The following is a 21,444-nucleotide window of genomic DNA, read 5'->3' as shown; positions in this document are numbered from 1 at the left end:
TATGATATATAAATGTTTAGTTTTTTTTGTTGGTGTATTCTTTCTTGTTAGCTGCACAGAAAAAGAAAAGACAATAGTAAATACTACTAATAAAGTATTTGAGAATCTGGAAGCTTCCACAACTGGAATTGAATTCAATAATGTGCTTACAGAAAATGATTCTTTAAATTATTTTACGTATTCCTATTTATATATGGGAGGAGGAGTAGCAACAGGAGATATTAACAATGATGGCCTAATAGATATTTACTTTACAGGAAATCAGGTTTCAAACAAATTATATCTAAATAAAGGAAATCTAAAATTTGAGGATATTACAGAAAAAGCTGGGGTCTCGGGAGATGATAGATGGTATACAGGAGTCACAATGGTTGATATCAATGGAGATGGCTTTTTGGATATTTATTGTTCGGTAGGAGGTAAGTTTGGGCCAAAAAATAATCAACTCTTTATAAATAATGGCTCTTCGACAAGCTCAGGACAAGTAACATTTTCTGAAAAAGCATCAGAATATGGTATTGATGATATCGGAAATAGTGTTCAAGGAACGTTTTTTGACTATGATAATGATGGAGACTTAGATCTATATTCAGCTAATTATCCCCCAACAAGTTTTAACGCTCCGAATTTCTATTATACATTTAGAATGAAAAATATAAAAGATCATGAAAGTGATCATTTATATAGAAATGATGGAGGCACTTTTACAAATGCAACCGAAGATGCGGGAATTAAAAACTTTGGACTGACTTTAAGTGCAACCGTAGGTGATCTTAATAATGATGGGTGGTCTGATATTTATGTATCTAATGATTTTAGTACTCCAGATTATTTGTATTTAAATAATCAAGATGGGACTTTTAGAGAAGTAGTAAAAAAAGCAACAGCACATACCGCTTTTTTTGGTATGGGAGTAGATATATCAGATTATAACAATGACGGCAATCTGGATATTTTTCAGGTAGATATGGATGCCCAGTCAAATCGTCGTAAAAAAACTAATATGGCAAGCATGAATCCAAAATTATTTTGGAGCACCGTCAATTCTGGATTTCATTATCAGTATATGCATAATTGTCTACAATCTAATACAGGGGTAATTAAAGATGGAATACCTCAATTTTCTAATATTTCCAGAATAACAGGAACTTCTTCAACAGATTGGAGCTGGGGACCACTTTTTGCAGATTTTGATAATGATGGACGAAAAGATCTATTTATTTCTAATGGTACCAGAAGAGAAATAAATAACAATGATTATTTTAAAAGTCTAAATAAAACTAAAGACGTACAGGATAGTCTTTTACAAAAAAGTTTAAAGATTCCTTCAGAAAAGATCGATAATTTTATGTTTCGTAATGTAGGAGATTATGGTTTTGAAAAAGTAAATGAGAGTTGGGGAATTCAGTATGAAGGTTTCTCTAATGGAGTTGCGTATGCTGATTTGGATAATGATGGAGATTTAGAGATTATAACAAATAACATAGATGATTATGCGTCTGTTTTTGAGAATAAAAGCTCTGAAAAGAATAATTATATAACGATACAATTTGAAGGTAGCTCCAATAATACATTTGGATTAGGAAATCGAGTATATTTAAAAAATAGTGGAGAAACTCAAATGCAGGAACTTACCTTAACACGCGGATTTCAATCATCCGTAGCACCAGAACTACATTTTGGAGTTAATCAATCAAAAATAATTGAAGAAATAGAAATTGTATGGACAGATGGTAAGTCTCAGGTATTAAAAAATATTAACACAAATCAAAAGCTAATTATAAAGTATAGTGAAGCCTCTGATAAAGAAAAAGAAGTCGATAAAACGACTACGCTTTTTACTTCAGAAGAAAGCGAAATTTTTCCAGAGCATATCCATAAAGAGAATAGCTATGATGATTTTTCAAAGCAAATCTTGCTCCCTCATAAAATGTCAAAATTTGGTCCAGGAATTGCTGTTGGAGATTTAAACAATGATGGTTTAGAAGATTATTTTGTTGGAGGAGCACACAATTATTCAGGGAGTTTATTTTTTCAAAAAAATGATGGATTCGAAAAACAAGTAATTGAAGTTCTGGAAGAAGATAAGGCAAATGAAGATGTAGGTGCTGTTATTTTTGATGTTGATCAGGATGGTGATAATGATCTATATGTGGTAAGTGGTGGATACGAGTTTTCTTCAACTTCTGAAATGTTACAGGATAGACTATACATTAATGATGGTAAAGGTAATTTTAGTAAAGCAGAGGTAGGAGTTTTACCTAAGATGATCACTAGTGGCTCAAGAGCGTATCATGCAGATTTTGATAAAGATGGTAAAGAGGATATACTTGTTTTGGGACGTCAGGTTCCAGAAAATTATCCAGCTCCTGCTAGTAGTTATTTATTAAAGAACAGTAGTAAGAATGGTAATGTTAAATTCGAAAATGTAACCGACTCACAAGCCAAAGAATTTATAAATCTTGGTATGGCTACGAGCGCCGTAATTACAGATTTTGATCATGATAATTGGTTGGATATTATAATAGTAGGAGAGTGGATGCCCATTCGTGTTTTCAAAAACATAAAAACAGGGTTTAAAGAAGTATCAGAAGAGTTGGGGTTAACATTAGATACAACCGGGTGGTGGTGGAGTATTAAGGAAGGAGATTTTGATCAGGATGGCGATATGGATTATCTGGTTGGTAATAATGGTCTAAATTATAAGTATCAAGCTACAGAAGAAGAGACTTTTGATATATATGTAAGTGATTTTGATAAAGATAACAAAGACGATATTGTACTTAGCTATTATAATGAAGGAAAACAATTTCCGGTAAGAGGAAGGCAGTGCTCGTCTGATCAAATCCCAGGAATTAAGCATAAATTTAAAGACTACAAAAGTTTTTCTGAAGCAACATTAGTAGATGTCTATACCAAAAATTCTTTGGAATCATCATTACATTATCAGGTAAAATCTTTTGCAAGTGTTTATTTAGAAAATCAAGGCGATACCTTTGTTATTCATAAACTTCCGGCAGAAGCTCAACTTTCATCAATGAATCAAATTTTGATTGAAGATTTTGATAAAGATGGGAACCTGGATGCTATTATAGGAGGAAACTTATATGCTTCAGAGGTAGAAACACCCCGAAATGATGCTGGATATGGATTGTTTATGAAAGGTGACGGAACAGGGAAATTTGAACCAGTTTCTGCTTCTAAAAGCGGCTTGATGTTACAGGGAGATGTTAAAGATTTATCTTCATTGAACGTAAAAGGAACTAAATTTATTATTGCCGCTAAGAACAATGATTATGTACAATTTGTAAAAATTGGCACAGAACATTAAGTATACTTATTTATTCTATTTGTTTTCATAAATCTTTGCCAAGAAGAGTTAAATTTATTCCTATTTGTGTTTCCATTAACAGGGTAATAGTTTTATTATTAGTAAATTATAGTAAAACTATTAACTATGAAAAATATACTATTACTTTGCATGCTTTTTATAAGTATAACTTCATCATATTCAAATGATTGGAATGACGAAAAAAATACAACAACAAATGATAATACATTTGAGTTTGATATTCAAGCTACCTCTACTCCTCAATTTTTAAATATTGTTACGAATAGACCCAAAGAGTCAATTGAAGTAAAAATCATAGATAAATCTGGTTTTATCAGGATTAGAAGTAAATTACATCTCGAAAGAGAGATTGATATTTCAGAACTAAGAGTAGGTTTATATTTGATTAAAATATATTCTGGAAATCATATGGCGATAAAAAGATTTTATAAGGGAAGAGATGTGGTAACTAATAAATAGATGGATGAAATTTTAACGCAAATAGAAAAAAGATGCTTGGGAGAGCATCTTTTTTATTTAAAAAGCGATTTATTCATATTAAATGAATTAGTGTTTTTATAATATGAAGAAAATTTTGGGAGGACTTTTTTAGTGTATTATTACCGTAATTCTTCTTTTTGAACTATCCTATAGATTTTCTATTATAGATTTTTATAAATCAGAACTAAAAGCTTTAAATACAAATCTAATCGACTCGCCATCTGAAGTAGATTTTTTAGTTTTTAGAGATTCTTTTTCTGCTTCGAAGGATAATTATATAGATTTTTTACGTGATTCGATTAATAAAACCTTTATAAATTCTAGTATCCCTGGAACGGGTATTAAACAATTAAACCTAAAAATATTATATACCAAGTTTATGTGGGGAATGATCTTACCGATGTAAGCCATTTCACAAATTTTAGAACTTTGCCGATAATAAGAAACCTTTATTGGAGTGTGTCTAATAAAATATTAAATTATAACCATCAATGCAAAATGACTTCTGCTGATTGGGTTTCGAGTGCTCTTTCGATTTAAAAAGGTATATAAATTCATCCAAAAACATTTCTATATAGATTTATAACAAACGCATTTATAAAATATTTACTATGATTATTTATTTTTTATCTTTAGCTTAATGAAAACGGTATTTATAGACAGAGATGGAGTTATTAATGAGGAAGTCAAATATTTACACAAAATACAAGATTTTAAATTTATTGATGGAGCTTTAAGTAGTTGCAAATATTTGCAGAGTAAAGGATTTCATTTAATCTTGGTTACCAATCAATCAGGTATTGGTAGAGGATATTACAAAATGAAAGATTTTAATATTCTTAATGAGTGGATGTTAAGTAAGTTTGATAAACAAGATATTAATATTTTGGATGTTTTTTATTGCCCTCATATACCTGAAGATAATTGTTGTTGCCGAAAACCAAAAACAGGTATGTTTGATGAAGCCAACAAAAAATATCAAATTGATAAGAACAATTCTTGGATGATCGGTGATAAAGAAAGTGATATTAAGGCAGCGCATGATTTTGGTATAAGAAATACTATACTTGTTGAAAGCGGGCATAAAATTGAAAAAACAAAAAGTAAAGCCAAATTTATTTTGCCGTCAATCAGAGAGGTAAATAATTATATTTTATGACATTAGTTTAATGGAGATAAACTTTAATAATAAAACTATTTTGATAACCGGTGGTGCGGGATTTATTGGTTCTAACATTGCTTTTTATTTGCAAAAAAATTATCCAGACAGTAAAATTATAATTTTTGATGTATTTAGAAAGGGGGAGACCTTTGATAATGGTAATTTAAAAAGTTTTGGTCATTATAAAAATTTGATAGGCTTTAAAGGCGATATAATTTGTGGAGATATCAAAGATGAAGAAGATTTAAATAAGCTTAAATTTTATAAATTAGACTTTATTTTTCATTATGCAGCTATTTCTGATACACGAGTCTATGACCAAGAAATTATTATGAAAACTAATGTTAATAGTTTTTATAATTTATTAGAGGTTGCTAAAAAAAATGAAGCAGGAATGATATACGCAAGTTCTGCTGCTACATATGGTTCAAGTCCATCACCTCAAAAAATTGGTGATGATTCTCCTGAAAATGTTTATGGTTTTTCTAAGTACGCTATGGATCAGATAGCATATCGATACATGAAAGAATACTCAAATATGCATATCGTGGGGCTTAAATTTTTTAATGTTTATGGAGAAAAAGAATACTTTAAAAATAAGACTGCATCTATGGTAATTCAACTAGGGCATCAAATTATAGCAGGCAAGTCACCACGTTTATTTATAGGGTCAGATAAAATTATGCGTGATTTTGTTTATGTCAAAGATGTTATTCTTGCTAATATTTTAGCATGTTTTACTAAAAAAAATGGAATCTATAATATTGGTAGTGGGGTTCATCGTAGTTTCTATGACATTGTGAATATTTTGCAACAGGAATTGAATACAAATTTAAAAATAGAATATTTTGAAAATCCTTATAAAGGGTATCAGATGCATACCAGAGCTGATATTAGTCTAAGTCAGGAATTTTTAGGTTATAAGCCAAATTACACTTTAGAACAAGGTATTAAAGAATATATTCCTTATATCAAACAAACATTTAATTGGGATAAAAAACAATGAAAAAAATTTTGGTAATTGGTGATATTATGATAGATAAATACTTAATAGGTAGTATTGAGCGTATATCACCAGAAGCTCCTGTTCCGGTAGTTGATATAAAAGAAGAGAAATTAGTTTTAGGTGGTGCAGGTAATGTAGTTAATAATTTGTTGGCTTTTGGAGCTGAAGTTAATATTATAAGTGTGATAGGTGATTGTGAAAATACTTCGATTATGTATAATTTGTTAGAAGAACAAGGTATACTTACGGATTATATGGTTATTGAAAAAGATAGACTAATAACTAAAAAAACTAGAATACTATCGTCGTCTAATCAACAAATAGTACGTTATGATAAAGAAACTACAAAAGACATTAATGAAGATAGTACAAATAAGGTTTTTGACATCTACAGGAACATTATTAAAAGTCACGAAATAATTATTCTCTCTGATTATGGGAAAGGAGTATTGACAGATAATGTCACCAAAAAAATTATAAAGTTAGCAAACGAAGAAAAAATTAAAATATTAGTTGACCCTAAAGGTAGCGATTATTCAAAATATACTGGGGCTTATTTATTGACTCCAAATAAAAAAGAAGCAAGTATTGCAACAAACTTTGATATTAATAACAATCAATTAGAGTATGCTATTCGTACACTTAAATCAAAATATAAATTAGCGATTTCTGTTATTACACTTAATCAAGATGGTATTGCCGTTTTTGATGAAGAATTAAGAATATTCCCAACTAAAGCAAAAGAGGTTTATGATGTTACTGGAGCAGGAGATACTGTTATTGCTGCGATAGCATATAAATTAGCACAAGATAGTCATATTGATGATGCTATACAATTTGCTAATTTAGCAGCTGGTATTGTTGTTGCAAAAATTGGGGTGGGAACCGCTACAATTGATGAAATTTATGCCAAAGATCATAATATAAAAACAATAGATGAAATCAAAACAATTGTTAATGACCTAAAAGAACAAAATAAAAAAATAGTATTTACCAATGGTTGTTTTGATATCCTTCACTTAGGGCATATAAAATATTTAGAAAAAGCAAAAAAACTAGGAGATGTTTTAATTGTGGGAGTAAATACTGATAATTCAGTGAAAAACATAAAAGGGAATAAACGCCCAATTAATCCCGAACTAGATAGGGCCTATTTATTAAATGCTCTGAAATCTGTTGATTATACTGTATTGTTTAACGAAAATACGCCTTATGAATTAATTAAATCTATAAGACCAAATGTTTTGGCAAAAGGTGCTGATTATAAAAATAAGGAGATTATAGGTAGTGATTTTGCAGGAACTACAAAATTAATCGAGTACATAGATGGAAAAAGTACAACGGGTGTAATCAACAAAATAAAACAATGATCTCTGAAAATTTAAAAGAGCATATTCAAGTAATAGAGCAAACCATTAGCAAATATGAAGATGATATTAATTTTATAGCAAGCAAGTGTATAAAACGTTTAGAAGCTGGTGGAAAAATTATTATATTCGGTAATGGAGGAAGTGCTGCAGACGCACAACATATGGCGGCAGAATTAGTTGGAAGTTTTAGTGATAAAAAGAGACCTGCCCTAGCTGCAATAGCTCTAACCACAGATACATCTACTCTTACTTCGATTAGTAATGATTATTCTTATGACGAGGTTTTTTCTCGTCAATTAGAGGCTTTTGCTTCAGAAAAAGATGTAGTAATAGGTATTAGTACTAGTGGTAAAAGTAAAAACGTTATAAATGCACTTCAACTTGGGAAGGAAAGAAAAAGTTTTGTTGTGGGTTTAAGTGGTAATGATGGAGGCCAAATGAATGCAGTTTGTGATAAAAATATTATTGTTTGTTCGAACCACACCTCGAGAATACAGGAGACACATATATTTATCGAACACAGCATTTGTGATATACTTGATAAACATTTTTTTAAATAGATATATATATAATTATAATAATTTCTATTTATAGTAAAAGGTCTATAATAGAATAACGTTAAACTTATCCATCACTTTTGAAATTGGATGACAGTTAAAACCCTTATTATTCAATGAAATATCAGTTTTTAATCTTTATCGATGGATTGGTCAAACCATTTTACATGATGATGAATGCATTGAAATGGAGAGGGAAAATGAAAAAAAAGGAGCAACATTTTATTGTGCTAAAGTTTTTTGGATTAGGTAGTATAACTCGAATTGTTCATGTTATGAATACGATAGGTATCGAAAAGAAGCAGGTTACATTTGTTACATTATATAGTAACAAAGCGGTGATTGATTTGCTAGATTTGAACGTCATATACGTTAAAACAAAACATCCTTTCGTTTTAATGATTAGTTTATTTAAGCTTGTATTACAAATTTGGAAACAAAAAACCACCACAATATTGGATATGGAACGAGTTTCAAACCTGTCTGGCCTGTTTAGATTAATAGTTGGAATTGGAAAACATTGTAGCTCATTCTATTTTAAACCCAAGAATAAAAATACAAGAGTACAATCTTTTGTGTCGTTACAAAACAAACCTGCTACAAATGCTATTGCAGAAATGTTTAATAAAACCTATGCCTGCCCTTCAGTAAAGTATAATACAAAAGAGGGAGGTAATAATAAAATATTTATTAACATCAATGCAGGTAATTATCTTTTACAACGTAGGTTTACTTTATCAAAATATGCTTCCTTAATTAAGGAACTTCATGATAAAAATCCGGATTGGCATTTTTATTTGACTGGTGCAAAACCTGAATTTACATTTGTAGCATCGTTTAAAGAACGATTAATAAATCTTGGGGTTACGTCAAAAAAAATCTCAAATATAGCAGGTCAGCATAATTTATCCGAATTTGTTGAATGTTTAAAAGAAACAAAACTATTTATTACAAATGATTCAGGTCCTCTACATTTAGCCTATTTATTTGGGATAAGAACAGTAGGGATCTGGGGACCGACTTCATCAAAATTGGTAGGATATCAAGAAAACGAACAGATGCTCAATTTAGAATTGGATATGAGTTGTTCTCCTTGTTTTATTCATCCGAAATCACAAATAGCAAGATATTGTCAGGGAGATGTAACTTGCTTTAAATCTATGAATCCAAAGGAAATGGCTTCAAAAATAATTAGATTCGTTGAATCAGAAAAATATAAAGTCCTAATTGAATGAGTTCATCTAAGCGTATATTGTTTCTGAACCCTCCAGGAAAGAAAATCTATATTAGAGATTATTATTGCTCAAAAGTATCAAAAGCATACTATTTACCTCAACCTGTCGATTTATTAATGCAGTCCGCATTTTTTAATGAGCCAGATTATAAAATATTGGTAATGGATTGTATTGCTGAAAAGATATCAGAAACTAATGCTTATAAAAAAATAAAATGTTTCAAACCTAATTATATAATTGGTCAAATAGGTGCTGTTTCACTGATTGAAGATCAGCTTTTTTATAATATTGTTAAAAAAGAAAACCCAAATACTATAATCGCTTGCTCAGGAGATGCATTATTAGAAAAGTATGGAGAGAAATTTCAAAAATATAAGTGGTTAGATGCAATTATTACAAATTTTTTTAAGAATGGGTTTAGGCAATTAATAGAGGGGGGAGAAAAAATAGAAGGACTGGTTTATCGACAAGAAGGAGAATTTGTTGTTAAAGATAGCAAACGATCCAAACCCATGGATATGGCAGTACCTAAACAACATTTTTTTATGGGTAACTATAGAATGCCATTTGCTAATGCGTTTCCAATGGCGACAGTTCTAACGAATTATGCATGCCCTTATCCTTGTACATTTTGTATTATGTCTACCTTGCCTTATACAACAAGAACTGCAGCTTCAATTATAACAGAATTAAAAGAACTAAAAGCAAAAGGATACAAATTTATTTATTTCTCAGATCAAACTTTTTTTCAATCAAAAACAATTACTAGAGAAGTTTTAGAGTGGATGATTGAAGACAACTATGGTATAAACTGGATGTGTTTTTCGAGAGTAGATGTTTTAAATGAAAAAGAACTAAGGTTAATGAAAGCTGCTGGATGCACTTTAATTATGTTTGGAGTCGAATGGGCAGAAGATGATTTATTAACCCATTATAAAAAACACTATACAACCCAACAAATTGAAAAAACGTTTGCATTATCAAAAAAAATCGGAATAAAACGTTTAGGTACTTTTTTAATTGGTGTACCAGGCCAATCAAAAGCATCCATATTAAACACGATAGCATTTGCAAAAAAAATTGATGCAGACTATGCTTCATTTAATGTAGCTGTACCACGAAGTAATACTTCCTTCAGAACTGAAGCATTAAAAGAAGGGCTGATTGATGATTCGTTAGAGGTTATGGATCAGTCAGGAAACGAAGTCACAATAGGCACAGGTTTGTTGAGTAGAAAAGAATTACAACAGTTAAAAAATAAAGCATATAGATCTTTTTATTTTAGACCTAAATATATTTTGAAAAGATTACTTAGCTTAAGAAACTGGACTGAACTTAAAATTCATTTTAAAGAAGGATGGTATATTCTTAAATCCCTACTTAATTAGTTTGTTTATGGGATCAAACAATAATCAGTATTCTTTTTTTAATTATAAATCAATTGTTTGGTTACCATTTTTTCTTGGCATATTAGTAGTTGTTACTGTTGTGTTTTATCTTAATTTTCCATCTGGTTATAATCAAGGGATATACCATTATCAAGGTTTAGTTATAAAAAATGGAGGTTTACCATACACAGGTTTTATTGAAAAAAAAGGACCCATGGGTTTGTTAACTTATTCTCTAGCTGCTATTCTTTTTGGAGAAACGGTCATAGCGTATCGTGTTTTTGATTTAATCATTTTAGTAATCACCGGTTATTTTTTGTTTCGTTTAGTTCGATTGAATTATTCAAAGTTAACCAGTTGGTTAGTGAGTGTTTTTTGGCTTCACCATGTACTTATTGATGGACCAGGAAATACAGGAGATGTTACTAATATAATTACTGCATGTTATGTAGCTCTGGCTTACCATTTATTAGCCCCCAAGACAAAAAAATACTGTTTGGTTGCGGGAGTACTAATTGCACTAGCTTGTTGGGTTAAACCTACAGCATTACTTATAGCGATGCCACTTATTTTTTTATGTTTTGATAAAGATAAAATATGTAATTTTAATCAGAGTCATGTACTCAAATTTCTATTAGGGATGCTTATCCCGACTATTATTTTTATACTATATTTATTAATTTCTGGTACTTTTTATGGTTTTTGGGAGTCTGTGGTTTTAGATACTATTTTTAATTACACGGGTTACGTATCGCGATTTAGTACTAGAACAATATTAAAAACAGGATGGACATTCCTCAATGATCCGGTTTTAAGAATTGGAGGTGTATTGAGCTTGTTTATATTTTCTAAGAATTCAATTATTAAATTAATAGTTGCAGGAATTGGTTTGATGCTATTTGTTGAAGGACGATTATATCCTTATCAATTTAGTATATTATGGCCCTTTTTAACAATAGGAATAGTTGAAGGTTTTATAGTTTTAAGTCAGAGTTTTTCTGAAAAAAAACAAAAAATATTAGTTGTCTTATTTTGTATTATCATGACTTTTCCAGCTTTCAAAATCGGTTCGACTTTTATACAGGCAGGATTTCTAACAAGTAATTTTGATGTAGCCCAAACATTTATTTTTCCGGATTTTAGAGATATGTATAACCATAGAAAGTCCGTTGTTTCTTATTTAAAAAAAGAACTGAATACAGAAAATGAAGTATTAGTGTTGGGGCAAGATCCAAATATTTATTTGGAACTAGGTGTAATTACCACTTGTAGACTAGCAAGAGATGGGGCTGCACTTACAGGAAAGTTAACAGCCAGTACTCCATCTCATTTAATCGCATGGCAGGAAGAATTATTGAAATATATGAATGAAGTAAAGGCAGACTGGATAATAGTCTCTAAAACTCTTCCAAATTTCTGGATTGACTCTTACAAAAAGAGAATAAATAGTATCTTTTCTGAAAAATATCAATTAGAATATGAAACAGATGGGCATCTAATTTACAAAAAACGATACTATAAATGATAAGCTCTGAACCAATAGTAATATTATCTCCATGTTACAATGAAGAACTAAATATTGTTAATTTTCTTCATTCTCTTGAAAACGTTTGTAATGCGTTAGATTCTCTATTTGAAGTAGTCATTGTAAATGATGGGTCAATAGATAAAACTTCTGAATTATTAGATGGTTTTTTCTTTGAATCTAAAAATATCAGCTTGACTGTATTAGAATTAGATTTTAATGTTGGGCACCAACAGGCAATTTTTCAGGGACTTATTTATGCAAAATCTACAAATTCAAACCAATTTATTGTTTTAGATAGTGATGGACAAGATGATGTAAAACTAATTCCATCCATGATAGAACAAAAGGATTGTGATGTTGTTCATATCGTTAGAAAAAAAAGAAAAGAATCCTTTTTATTTCGATTTAGTTATAAAATTTATAAAATGATTTTTAAGACTATTACTGGGCAATCTATACATTTTGGTAATTATTGTTTAATAAATAGAAATATATTAAATAGGATAACAATGGTAGGTTTTGTTCATTTTCCAGCTTTTCTTTCCAAATTTGCATTGCGCAAAAAATATATTGAAGCTGATCGACAAAAAAGAGATAATGGAAAATCTAAAATGGGTATAACAGATTTGTTAGATCATGCGATTAAATCGTTTGTTCAATATGCAGAACAATTATTAGTTGTTTGTCTTTGGATATTTATATCTTTAGTAATAATACTAACAATTTTTGCAGGATATGTCTTATATAAAAAATTGTTTACAGATAGAGCAATTTTAGGATGGGCAAGCACTATTATTTTAGGATTATTTAACGGTGCGTTAATCGCATTAAGTGCCTTTGTTATAGGAACACAATTATTAAAAAACTCTTACAGTAATACTATAAAATTTACAGCTTCTACGGTAAAAAAGAATGGAAAATCTATAAATAGACGTAGTGAAGAACATAGTTGAAACATTAAAAATAATAAAATTTAAAAGTGCAATCATCGTTAAAGTATGGATTGTTATTGCTATAGGGATTGTATTACTTAAAGGAGTTATAGCAGGGTGGAGCAATACCGCTTCTGATTTTAATAATTACTATTTATCCGCCAAATTGGTTTCTGAAGGAACACCAATTCATCAGTTTTATGATAACGATTGGTTTACTAATAAAGCATATCAAATAGGTATTAAAGAAGGTGCTAAATTTTCACCTTTTCCTCCCATTACTGCCTATGTTTATTTACCCGTGACGTTTTTTAAACCACTGATAGCAAAAAGAGTCTGGTTAGTATTTAATGCTTTGATATTAATTGTTTTACCTTTTAGAATAAGAAAAATAACAAAGTGGTCTTTAAGTCAAACGACTCTATTTTTATCATTATTTATTATTCCAATATCAAGTTGTTTAAACTTTGGACAATTGTACTTGTTAATTGGTTTTTTATTACTTGAGTCATTAGGACAACTCTATATGCTTAGTAAGCCAAAGATATTGGGTTTTTTTATTGGTGTTTTGGCATCTTTAAAATATTTGCCTATTATTTTTTTAGGCTATATTATCCAACATGAAAAAAGGTATCTTATTCTAATTTTTACTTTTTTGGGAATAATTATACCTTCTTTAATTATCTATATGATAGATGACCAGGTACATGACATCTTTTTTCTAGATTTTATATCTCACCTAGAAGGTAACTTACCTGGACAAGGTAAGTATGCGGTGGAGTTTCAATCAATTGATTCCTTACTTAATAATTTATTTGTCTATGATCAATTTAAAAACCCGTTTCCACTTTTAAACCTATCGATTTTGAAACCAATTATTAAATATTCATTATTGGGAGTAACTATGGTGTTGTTATTTTATACTTTTAAAAGGAATCACTATCAAGTCACACCAATTATAATCTCGATTGGTATTATTGGAGTTTTTGTAATGATACCAGCATCAGCGTCATACCATTTTTTACTGTTGTTATGGCCAATACTGTGCATAATTGAATGGCTTATTTCTTTTAAATCAAAGAAAGCACTGGTTATTATTTCGATAATGATATTCTTAACTTTTACAATACAACAATATCATATTCCAAATTTAGATCAACTCTCTACAATCAATTTATTACTTCATTATCCAAGGTTTTGGAGCTTATTATGTGTATTTTTATTACTTAATTATTATCATATCAAAATACTTAGGAAGAACTATGGCTAAATTATTATTTCTTCAAAATTTGGATTATGAATTTCTTGGACCAATGTACATCTCATCTATGTTGAAAGATCATGGTCACGAGTGTGAATTGGCTATAGGCCAAACTTTCGAAGATTTTGAAGAAAGGATAGAAAAATTTCAACCAGATCTAGTTGGTTTTTCTATTATGAGTGGCAGTCATTATTGGGGAAAAAATCTAGCTGGGAAGATTAAGGAGAAATACGGAATAAAAAATATTTTTGGTGGCGCTCATCCTACTTTTTTTAAAGAGTTTATAGAAGAACCAGAAGTAGATTATCTGGTAAGAGGAGAAGGAGAAGAGACTATGAAAGAAATAATGGATAGGATAGATAGAAATGAGTGTTTCCATAATACTCCAAATTTATCGTTTTCTCAAAACAATGAAAAAACTCATAATCCGTTAAGAAATTTAAGACCTGATTTGGACGAATACCCGTTCCCAGATCGTTCTCTTTATAATGATTTAGATAAACTGGGAGAAAGAAAAGTACGAAATGTAATAACATCTAGAGGCTGTCCTTTTCACTGCTCTTTTTGTTTTGAAGATGCTATGCGTGACATGTATAAAGGAAAAGGTAAATATGTTAGAATAAGAGAAATAGATAGAGCTATAGAAGAATGCAAAAGACTTCTAGCAGAAACTAATGCTGAGATTATATATTTTGCAGATGATGTTTTTGGAATGAAAAAACAATGGCTTTATGATTTCTTAGAAGTTTATAAAAAAGAGGTCAATGTAGAGTTTATTTGCTTAGTGCGAGCAGATATTGTAGCTTCTGATGAACAATATGCTTATAAATTGGCAGAGGCAGGTTGTAAATCTGTTTTTTTCGGCATAGAGTCTGGAAACGAGCAGTTGAGAAATAAAGTGCTCAAAAAACAATTAACAGATGATCAAATTTTAAAAGCAGCTAAGTTACTTCATGATGTTGGAATAACGTTTAGAACGTATAATATAGTTGGCCTGCCAGATGAAACATTGGAAGATGCTTTTTCTACCGTAGAGTTAAACATAAAAATTAAAGCAGATTACCCATGGTGTTCTATTTTTTCTCCTTTTCCAGGTACAGAATTAACAGATTACGCTTTTAATAAAGGGTATCTGGGTAAAGAATTTGATTATGATTCTTTAGATAAATCGTTTTTTTTAGAAACCAAATTAGAGATTCCGCATAAACGAGAGATTCAGAATTTGCAAAAATTTTTCCAAACTGCCGTTTTATGGCCTTGGACTTATCCACTTATCAAGCGTTTGATTAAATTACCATCTAACGTAATTTTTAGAGCGTGGTTCGGCTTTATTTATTTTTTAGTATACATTAAATCCGAGAAGCGTAATTTTTGGGAAACTTTTAAATTTGCTATTAAAAATTATAAGCACGTTTTAGTAAAGGAATAGTATTAAGTTTAAAAATTAGAAATAAATCTTATGGCTATTGTCAATTATAAGATTGATATCATCATCATACTCTTATTTGATTTTTAAATTATATACAAAACTCAAAATAATCTCCAAAACAATTATGTAATTAATATATATCTGAATATAATACTGATGTATTTTAATTTACACTCCCACGTTGTATTATTTTGAAAATATAATTTTTTTCGCCGATTATTTTCTTCTCAAACTGGACATCAAAAATCAAGTCGAACTGTAAAGCAATATTTTTTATTTTTTTTATTTCACAATCTTCTGATAGAATCATGTAAGTATTTGTATTTTCCGAAATATAATTGGGAAGCTGTTGAAAAAGTCTTTTGAAATACTCAAAATTATTTCCACAAAACCAAGCCTTTTCTTTTATGTTTTTCGGTGTTTTAGGGTAATATGGAGGATTGATAAGTATATAATCAAAAGCCCTGTTCTTTAAGTTGTCAAATAGATCAGAATTCACTATTTCTATTGCTAATTGGTTTTTAGTAGAAGCTTTGTCTAAGTATTTTAGAGCAATGGGATTGATATCTGAAGAAGTTGTGGTAGCTCCTTTTTTTGATGTATATAATGAAATGATCCCTGATCCACAACCAAGTTCTAGTACTGTTTTTTTGTTTAACTCTATTGGTTTTAAAAAATCAAGGAATATCTTAGTACTTAATGTGAGGTGAGGAGGAAATACATCGGGGTGTACAATTACTTCAATACCTTCATAACTATATTTTCTAGGCTTCACATAATATAGCTGTAAGCCTAATCTTAGAAAAGGATGCGTTATTTTCTTAAGTAAATTTCTCATTATTCTGAGTAAAACCCTTGTATTTCTGGTTGTCGATATTTCCAGATTTTATGTAGAGCTTTTATTTCATAGGGATATTTGTATATCTGATTTTGATAACGCACCCCTGCAATGGTACGAAGTATTTTTTTCTTTAGTCCTCTAATTCTAAAATCTGAGGCGGTAGGGTAGTATCCATTAAGAACGGTTTCAAAATTTTTAATTTTGTCAACCATTTCAGGAGTAAGCCAAGGAGTCAAAGGATTTTTACGAAGATCAAATTTTTCCCACTCTGGATTTAACCAATCTTCAAGTTTTTTTGGAAAACTAAAACCTGCTTGTTGAATTTGTTCATATAATTCAGAACCTTCAGTAGCTACAGGACTATAGAGATAAATAATTATTTCAGAGGCAGGATTAAGGTCTTTAATCTCTCTTATAAATTTGATATCCCATTCAATCTGAGCCATTACTTTGTCTGGGGAATCTGCAGGCATCCCTAATACAAAAGAAAATTCCGGAATAATACCAATCGGAGCTAATCGCTTTGCGAAATCTTTAATAGTTTGTCCGGTTTGCGTCCCCCCTTTATTCATTTGTTTCAGGATATCATCATTACCGGTCTCTGCACCTAAAAATATCATTTTACATCCCGCTTTTTTCATAGTAATAAGATCTTCATCACTATATTTATTAATAGTGTCAATTCTACCTTCTCCCCACCAGGTGATACCATCATTCATAACCAAATTGGAAAACTCCACAACTCTTTTTCTGGAAGTGAAAAAGTTGTTATCATGAAATTCTATAGCATCGATACCATACGTATCTTTAAAATATTTAACATCATTATATACCGTTTGAGCAGATTTGGCCTTCCATCTTCCTTCGTAAATAGGAACAACGGCACAGAAAGAACACGTAAATGGACAGCCTAAACTGGAATGATAAGAAAATGTTTTTTCTCCCAAAAAAGTTCTACTGAGGTAATGTTCGAGATTATAAAACTGGTTTAAATGCTGATATGGGAGCGGAGGAAGAGTATCCTGTTCTAATAATTTTTCTTTAGGAGTCTGAATTATGATTCCCTCTTTATCCTGATAAATCAAATTTTTAATGGTATTGATTTCTGAATAATTATTATCCTCTAAAGCATCTAATAATGAAGGGAAAGCTATATCTCCGGGGCCATTTACAATATAATCTACAAAGTCAGATTCTATACAAGCTTTGAATTGATTAGAAGCAAAATAGCCACCCCATATGGTAATACATTTAGGGAACAACTCTTTTATATTTTTTGTATATGGAATTGCTTGTTTAAGTTGTGGTCCTGGCATTACAGTAGAACAGAAATATTTGAAATCCCCTGTATCAAAGTAGCTTTTGATTTTTTTCCAGGGAGCACTTTCCAAATTCCCATCAACAAAAACAAAATCATGTTTTCCATAAATCGAAGCACCAACCTGAAGTATAGAATTAGGAATTCTATGCTTTGCATTTGCACTTCTAGGGTTGAATATTAGGATTTTATTTTTCATAAATTTTTCACAAAAATATTACCATGTAATCTATGAACAGGGAGTTTCTTAACAATGTTAATCATTTCGCTACAAGAAATCCAATCTTTTAGTTCAAATTTAGGTTTTTCATTCAAATTAAAATTATAAATAGTTTTGGTTTTGTCAAGAAGTTTAATAATTTCTAGAGTGTTTTCAATGAACCCTCCAGTAAATTCAAATTCAATCATTGGGATTGTATAATCTAAATCAGAAAAAATTTCTAACTCATATCCTTCTACATCAACTTTACAGAAAAGGGGAACTCCAAAGGATTCAATTAAGGTATTTAATTTTTTGACAATAACTTTCTCAGTATGCTTCCATTGTAATGAATCATTTTGGAAATATTTAACGAATTCATTAGAGAATGTAGCAACTTCAATATGATTGGCCAATTGCAGTTCTCTAATCTCATTTTTGCTTCCTACAGCGTGCAAGTGATAGGTGAAATTAGTGTGTTTTATATTTTCTAAGTAGCTTTTGCATATAGATTGGGGTTCGAAAGCAATTACCTTAGCACCAAGTGATAGATATATTTTACTTTTCCCTCCTTTATTAGCTCCTATGTCAAAGCATAAATCGTTTTTTTTAATAAATTTAGAGTAAAACCTTCTTTGTCTAAATTTGTTTATATAGTTATTTATTTTTTTCACTCTATAAAAGTAATTGGGACCCTAAAATAAACCTAAAAACATAAATGTATTTATATTCTTATATGTAGTTGGATTTATAAAAGAATCTTGTAGTTTATTTTTTATGCTTTTCAATGAATAGATTTTATTATAAAGTTAACCGATATATTTTAATATTTTAGATTTTAAATACCATTTGCTAAAAATGGAAGAGTTCTTAGAAATAATATTCAAATATTTTATTCCTTTTTGTTTTTCATTCTGCTGAAAATAAAATTCAGCAATTTTATAATTCATAAAATTAGACGCTAATTGATATTGTTTTTTATTTAATAGGTTATTTTTTCTTAGCTTATCATATGATGTAATTGCATCCAAACAATGAATTACATCTGATTTTTTTGTGTAATTATTTTCATGCCTCCTCATTAATGTCAATGACTTGTTGAGGTAAAATATTTTATATTTAGTGGCTACTTTTAAATAATAATCGTGTTGCCCTTCTATAACATCTTCATCAAATAAGCCAATTTCATCCATAATAGAACTTCTCATAGAAAATATGGGGAATGCTAAAATTTCACAAATTAATATTTCCTTTAAAACATCTTTATAGAAGGAGTTTTTATAATTATAGAAAGGAGGTTTTAAATTATCAATTTGGGTAAAATGTTGGAGATTGTGAATTACAAATTTAACATCTTTCTGTTGTGCAAAAATGTTATACATTTGCTCAAGTTTTTCTTCTAACCATATATCATCAGAATCCAAAATAGTAATAATCTCTCCACTGGCTTGTCGTAATCCAATATTTCTCAGTTTGCTGGGAATACCTATTTTTTCACTTTTTATATATTGTATTTTATCTTTGTTTTTTTTTTGATAAGAAGTTATAACATCTTCTGTATGATCAGTAGAGCCGTCATCAATAATAAGTAATTCAAAATTTTGATAAGTTTGCTTTAGTATACTTTCTATGGTTTCAATAATAAGATTAGCTCTATTATAAGTAATTGTAATAATGCTGAATTTCATGATTTTTCTAAATTAACTATGAAACTGTATAAATCTTTTGTGTGTCTAATATCATGGGATATCAAAATGGTAGTTATGGTGTGTGTTTTTGCAAATTGATGAATAAAACGCAGTATTTTACCTTCTGAAACTTTATCCAAATTATTGGTAGCCTCATCCAATATCAAGATATTGGGGATATTAAGTAATGCCCTTGCTATACAGATTCTTTGCAATTGCCCTCCGGATAAATTTCTTGCTTCAGAACCGATAAAAGTTTCCATTCCATTTGGAAGGTTTAGAATAATTTCCTCAATCTCCAATCCTATAAGTATTTCATTAAGTAATTTTTTATCGTAATCTTTTTTCGTTAAAACGATGTTATCCAAAACGGTTCCTTCATAAATAAACGGTTTTTGAACCAAATAAGTGATTAAACTGAAATAGTTATATTTATTAGTGTCATTTATTTCTATTGAATCAATGTATATATTTCCTTCAGTAGGATCAATCAATTTTGCAATAATATTTAGTAGTGTTGTTTTCCCTATTCCTGATTTTCCGATAATTGATATAAAAGCCCCTTTTGGAATGATAAGATTAAAATTATTTAAAATCGATTTATTTTCTTTGAAATAAAATCCAATATTTTTTAAAGTAATTTTTTCCTTAAATGTAATAGAGGTGTTTGTGGTATTGATTTCTGTAGCTGTGTTTACTTTTTTTTCTATAATATCTAATGCATATAAATGAGAATTAAGATTAGTTACCCCTATGTTTAGTCTGTTAATAGAGGGGATGGCTTTAAAGAATAAAGCTCCAAAAACAGATAAAAAAGAAATCGCATAAGCTTTAGTAAAGGAAAAAAAATGAATATATGTAAATACGCTGCAAAGCAAAAGAACCATAATTATTTCAGTTTGTTTGCTATTGTTGATTCTTTTGGCGTGCAAAATGGAATAATTATGATTTAATCTTTTATTTGAGTTATTAAATTTGGCTAGAAAGTGTTGTAATAAATCAGGAGATTTTATGGACATATAACCATTTAGTAAATTCATAAGGTTATTTATATTATTATCATAATCCTCAGAACGGGTATTGTTAATTTTTTGTATAGTTTTTTTATTATAATATTTAGAAATGATTACAATTGAAACAAGAAAAAGTATAACAACCAATGTAATGCTAAAATAAAAATAGAAACCTATACAGGTAATCATAAGTAATAAAATAAATTCAGAAAAAATAGTATTCACAGATACTATTAGATTTCCTACAAAATCATTTGCGACAAAAATGATTTCTTTAATTATAGAAGACTTTTTTTGCTCTTTAAAGACTTGGTAATTACCCAAAATATAATGTTTTGATAGACGCAATGAATATTCAGAACCTAAATCATAAATCACTCTGGCCTGATATTTATTTATTAAAATGGAAACATAGTTTTTAAGAACAAAAAATAAAACAATACAGATTGTCATTAGATACTTGTTTTCCTGAAATAATTGTATTGTTAAAAATTTAATTTCATTATGTTGATCTAATAAAGAAATAATTAACGGAATAAGAATAAAAATTGAAAAAACATCTAATACTAATAACAGTAATGATAGTGCCAAAAATGGTATGGATAGTTTTTTATAACTATTAGGGATTACAGCATAAATTCTTTTTACAATATTAAAAAAAGTAACCATAGTTGTTTTAATCTGG

The 21,444-nt window shown here is 29.4% G+C and carries 17 protein-coding genes; 12 read left to right on the top strand and 5 right to left on the bottom strand.

The annotated features are described in order from the left end of the window. Position 1: 1 nt before the first annotated feature. The 12 genes from DK442_RS15930 (at position 2) to DK442_RS15875 (ending at position 15,700) form a co-directional block, all read left to right on the top strand. Complete coding sequence (locus DK442_RS15930; RefSeq protein WP_109436888.1) at positions 2–3,331, top strand: VCBS repeat-containing protein; 3,330 nt, start codon at positions 2–4, stop codon at positions 3,329–3,331. Between the two features lie 126 nt (positions 3,332–3,457). Continuing rightward, the gene (locus tag DK442_RS15925) at positions 3,458–3,811 is read left to right on the top strand and encodes a T9SS type A sorting domain-containing protein (protein ID WP_109436887.1); all 354 of its coding nucleotides are present in this window, start codon (positions 3,458–3,460) and stop codon (positions 3,809–3,811) included. Between the two features lie 661 nt (positions 3,812–4,472). Beyond that, positions 4,473–4,991 carry a D-glycero-beta-D-manno-heptose 1,7-bisphosphate 7-phosphatase gene (gene gmhB, locus DK442_RS15920; RefSeq protein WP_109436886.1) on the top strand — a complete coding sequence of 173 codons (519 nt, stop codon included), beginning with the start codon at positions 4,473–4,475 and terminating at the stop codon, positions 4,989–4,991. Positions 4,992–5,001: 10 nt separating this feature from the next. After that, positions 5,002–6,000 (top strand): ADP-glyceromanno-heptose 6-epimerase, encoded by a 999-nt coding sequence (gene rfaD / locus DK442_RS15915; protein ID WP_200825118.1) that lies wholly within the window; start codon positions 5,002–5,004, stop codon positions 5,998–6,000. Further along, entirely contained in the window at positions 5,997–7,370 is a 1,374-nt protein-coding gene (gene rfaE1 / locus DK442_RS15910) for a D-glycero-beta-D-manno-heptose-7-phosphate kinase (protein WP_109436884.1), read from the top strand. Before rfaD ends, rfaE1 begins: the two co-directional genes overlap by 4 nt. After that, complete coding sequence (locus tag DK442_RS15905) at positions 7,367–7,930, top strand: SIS domain-containing protein (protein WP_109436883.1); 564 nt, start codon at positions 7,367–7,369, stop codon at positions 7,928–7,930. The genes rfaE1 and DK442_RS15905 overlap by 4 nt, the downstream gene beginning before the upstream one ends. Before the next feature lie 113 nt (positions 7,931–8,043). Then, positions 8,044–9,162 carry a glycosyltransferase family 9 protein gene (locus tag DK442_RS15900; protein ID WP_109436882.1) on the top strand — a complete coding sequence of 373 codons (1,119 nt, stop codon included), beginning with the start codon at positions 8,044–8,046 and terminating at the stop codon, positions 9,160–9,162. After that, positions 9,159–10,550 (top strand): radical SAM protein, encoded by a 1,392-nt coding sequence (locus DK442_RS15895; protein ID WP_109436881.1) that lies wholly within the window; start codon positions 9,159–9,161, stop codon positions 10,548–10,550. Before DK442_RS15900 ends, DK442_RS15895 begins: the two co-directional genes overlap by 4 nt. Positions 10,551–10,557: 7 nt before the next feature. Beyond that, positions 10,558–12,075: a glycosyltransferase family 39 protein gene (locus tag DK442_RS15890; protein ID WP_109436880.1), complete on the top strand. Its 1,518-nt coding sequence runs from the start codon at positions 10,558–10,560 to the stop codon at positions 12,073–12,075. Then, a complete protein-coding gene (locus tag DK442_RS15885) occupies positions 12,072–13,031 on the top strand; it encodes a glycosyltransferase (RefSeq protein WP_109436879.1) in 960 nt (319 codons plus the stop codon). Before DK442_RS15890 ends, DK442_RS15885 begins: the two co-directional genes overlap by 4 nt. Then, on the top strand, positions 13,015–14,280 hold the full coding sequence (locus DK442_RS15880) for a glycosyltransferase family 87 protein (protein ID WP_160114214.1): 1,266 nt from the start codon (positions 13,015–13,017) through the stop codon (positions 14,278–14,280). The genes DK442_RS15885 and DK442_RS15880 overlap by 17 nt, the downstream gene beginning before the upstream one ends. Further along, complete coding sequence (locus DK442_RS15875) at positions 14,273–15,700, top strand: B12-binding domain-containing radical SAM protein (RefSeq protein WP_160114213.1); 1,428 nt, start codon at positions 14,273–14,275, stop codon at positions 15,698–15,700. The genes DK442_RS15880 and DK442_RS15875 overlap by 8 nt, the downstream gene beginning before the upstream one ends. Positions 15,701–15,863: 163 nt before the next feature. Here DK442_RS15875 and DK442_RS15870 read toward each other — a convergent pair whose 3' ends face one another. From DK442_RS15870 to DK442_RS15850, 5 genes are all read right to left on the bottom strand, one after another. Continuing rightward, positions 15,864–16,538, bottom strand: coding sequence for a methyltransferase (locus tag DK442_RS15870; RefSeq protein ID WP_109436876.1), 675 nt, complete (start codon positions 16,536–16,538; stop codon positions 15,864–15,866). Further along, positions 16,538–18,058, bottom strand: a complete 1,521-nt coding sequence (locus DK442_RS15865) for a radical SAM protein (RefSeq protein WP_109436875.1) — start codon at positions 18,056–18,058, stop codon at positions 16,538–16,540. Before DK442_RS15865 ends, DK442_RS15870 begins: the two co-directional genes overlap by 1 nt. Beyond that, a complete protein-coding gene (locus tag DK442_RS15860; RefSeq protein ID WP_109436874.1) occupies positions 18,055–18,732 on the bottom strand; it encodes an FkbM family methyltransferase in 678 nt (225 codons plus the stop codon). The genes DK442_RS15865 and DK442_RS15860 overlap by 4 nt, the downstream gene beginning before the upstream one ends. 135 nt (positions 18,733–18,867) lie before the next feature. Continuing rightward, complete coding sequence (locus DK442_RS15855) at positions 18,868–19,746, bottom strand: glycosyltransferase (protein WP_109436873.1); 879 nt, start codon at positions 19,744–19,746, stop codon at positions 18,868–18,870. Beyond that, the gene (locus tag DK442_RS15850) at positions 19,743–21,428 is read right to left on the bottom strand and encodes an ABC transporter ATP-binding protein (protein WP_109436872.1); all 1,686 of its coding nucleotides are present in this window, start codon (positions 21,426–21,428) and stop codon (positions 19,743–19,745) included. Before DK442_RS15850 ends, DK442_RS15855 begins: the two co-directional genes overlap by 4 nt. Between the last annotated feature and the right edge of the window lie 16 nt (positions 21,429–21,444).

It is taken from the genome of Aquimarina sp. AU119 (genome assembly GCF_900312735.1).
GTDB classification, from domain to species: Bacteria; Bacteroidota; Bacteroidia; order Flavobacteriales; family Flavobacteriaceae; genus Aquimarina; species Aquimarina algiphila.
Note: the sequence above shows the minus strand (reverse complement) of the source record. Positions and strands in the feature narration are given on the sequence as shown.

Excerpts from the sequence above, each read along its gene's own strand:
- rfaD (WP_200825118.1), top strand. The coding sequence starts at position 5,002 with ATGGAGATAAACTTTAATAATAAAACTATTTTGATAACCGGTGGTGCG.
- DK442_RS15855 (WP_109436873.1), bottom strand. The coding sequence starts at position 19,746 with ATGAAATTCAGCATTATTACAATTACTTATAATAGAGCTAATCTTATT.
- DK442_RS15850 (WP_109436872.1), bottom strand. The coding sequence starts at position 21,428 with ATGGTTACTTTTTTTAATATTGTAAAAAGAATTTATGCTGTAATCCCT.
- DK442_RS15905 (WP_109436883.1), top strand. The coding sequence starts at position 7,367 with ATGATCTCTGAAAATTTAAAAGAGCATATTCAAGTAATAGAGCAAACC.
- DK442_RS15930 (WP_109436888.1), top strand. The coding sequence starts at position 2 with ATGATATATAAATGTTTAGTTTTTTTTGTTGGTGTATTCTTTCTTGTT.
- rfaE1 (WP_109436884.1), top strand. The coding sequence starts at position 5,997 with ATGAAAAAAATTTTGGTAATTGGTGATATTATGATAGATAAATACTTA.
- DK442_RS15885 (WP_109436879.1), top strand. The coding sequence starts at position 12,072 with ATGATAAGCTCTGAACCAATAGTAATATTATCTCCATGTTACAATGAA.
- DK442_RS15865 (WP_109436875.1), bottom strand. The coding sequence starts at position 18,058 with ATGAAAAATAAAATCCTAATATTCAACCCTAGAAGTGCAAATGCAAAG.
- DK442_RS15875 (WP_160114213.1), top strand. The coding sequence starts at position 14,273 with ATGGCTAAATTATTATTTCTTCAAAATTTGGATTATGAATTTCTTGGA.
- DK442_RS15895 (WP_109436881.1), top strand. The coding sequence starts at position 9,159 with ATGAGTTCATCTAAGCGTATATTGTTTCTGAACCCTCCAGGAAAGAAA.
- DK442_RS15900 (WP_109436882.1), top strand. The coding sequence starts at position 8,044 with ATGAAATATCAGTTTTTAATCTTTATCGATGGATTGGTCAAACCATTT.
- DK442_RS15890 (WP_109436880.1), top strand. The coding sequence starts at position 10,558 with ATGGGATCAAACAATAATCAGTATTCTTTTTTTAATTATAAATCAATT.
- DK442_RS15925 (WP_109436887.1), top strand. The coding sequence starts at position 3,458 with ATGAAAAATATACTATTACTTTGCATGCTTTTTATAAGTATAACTTCA.
- gmhB (WP_109436886.1), top strand. The coding sequence starts at position 4,473 with ATGAAAACGGTATTTATAGACAGAGATGGAGTTATTAATGAGGAAGTC.
- DK442_RS15870 (WP_109436876.1), bottom strand. The coding sequence starts at position 16,538 with ATGAGAAATTTACTTAAGAAAATAACGCATCCTTTTCTAAGATTAGGC.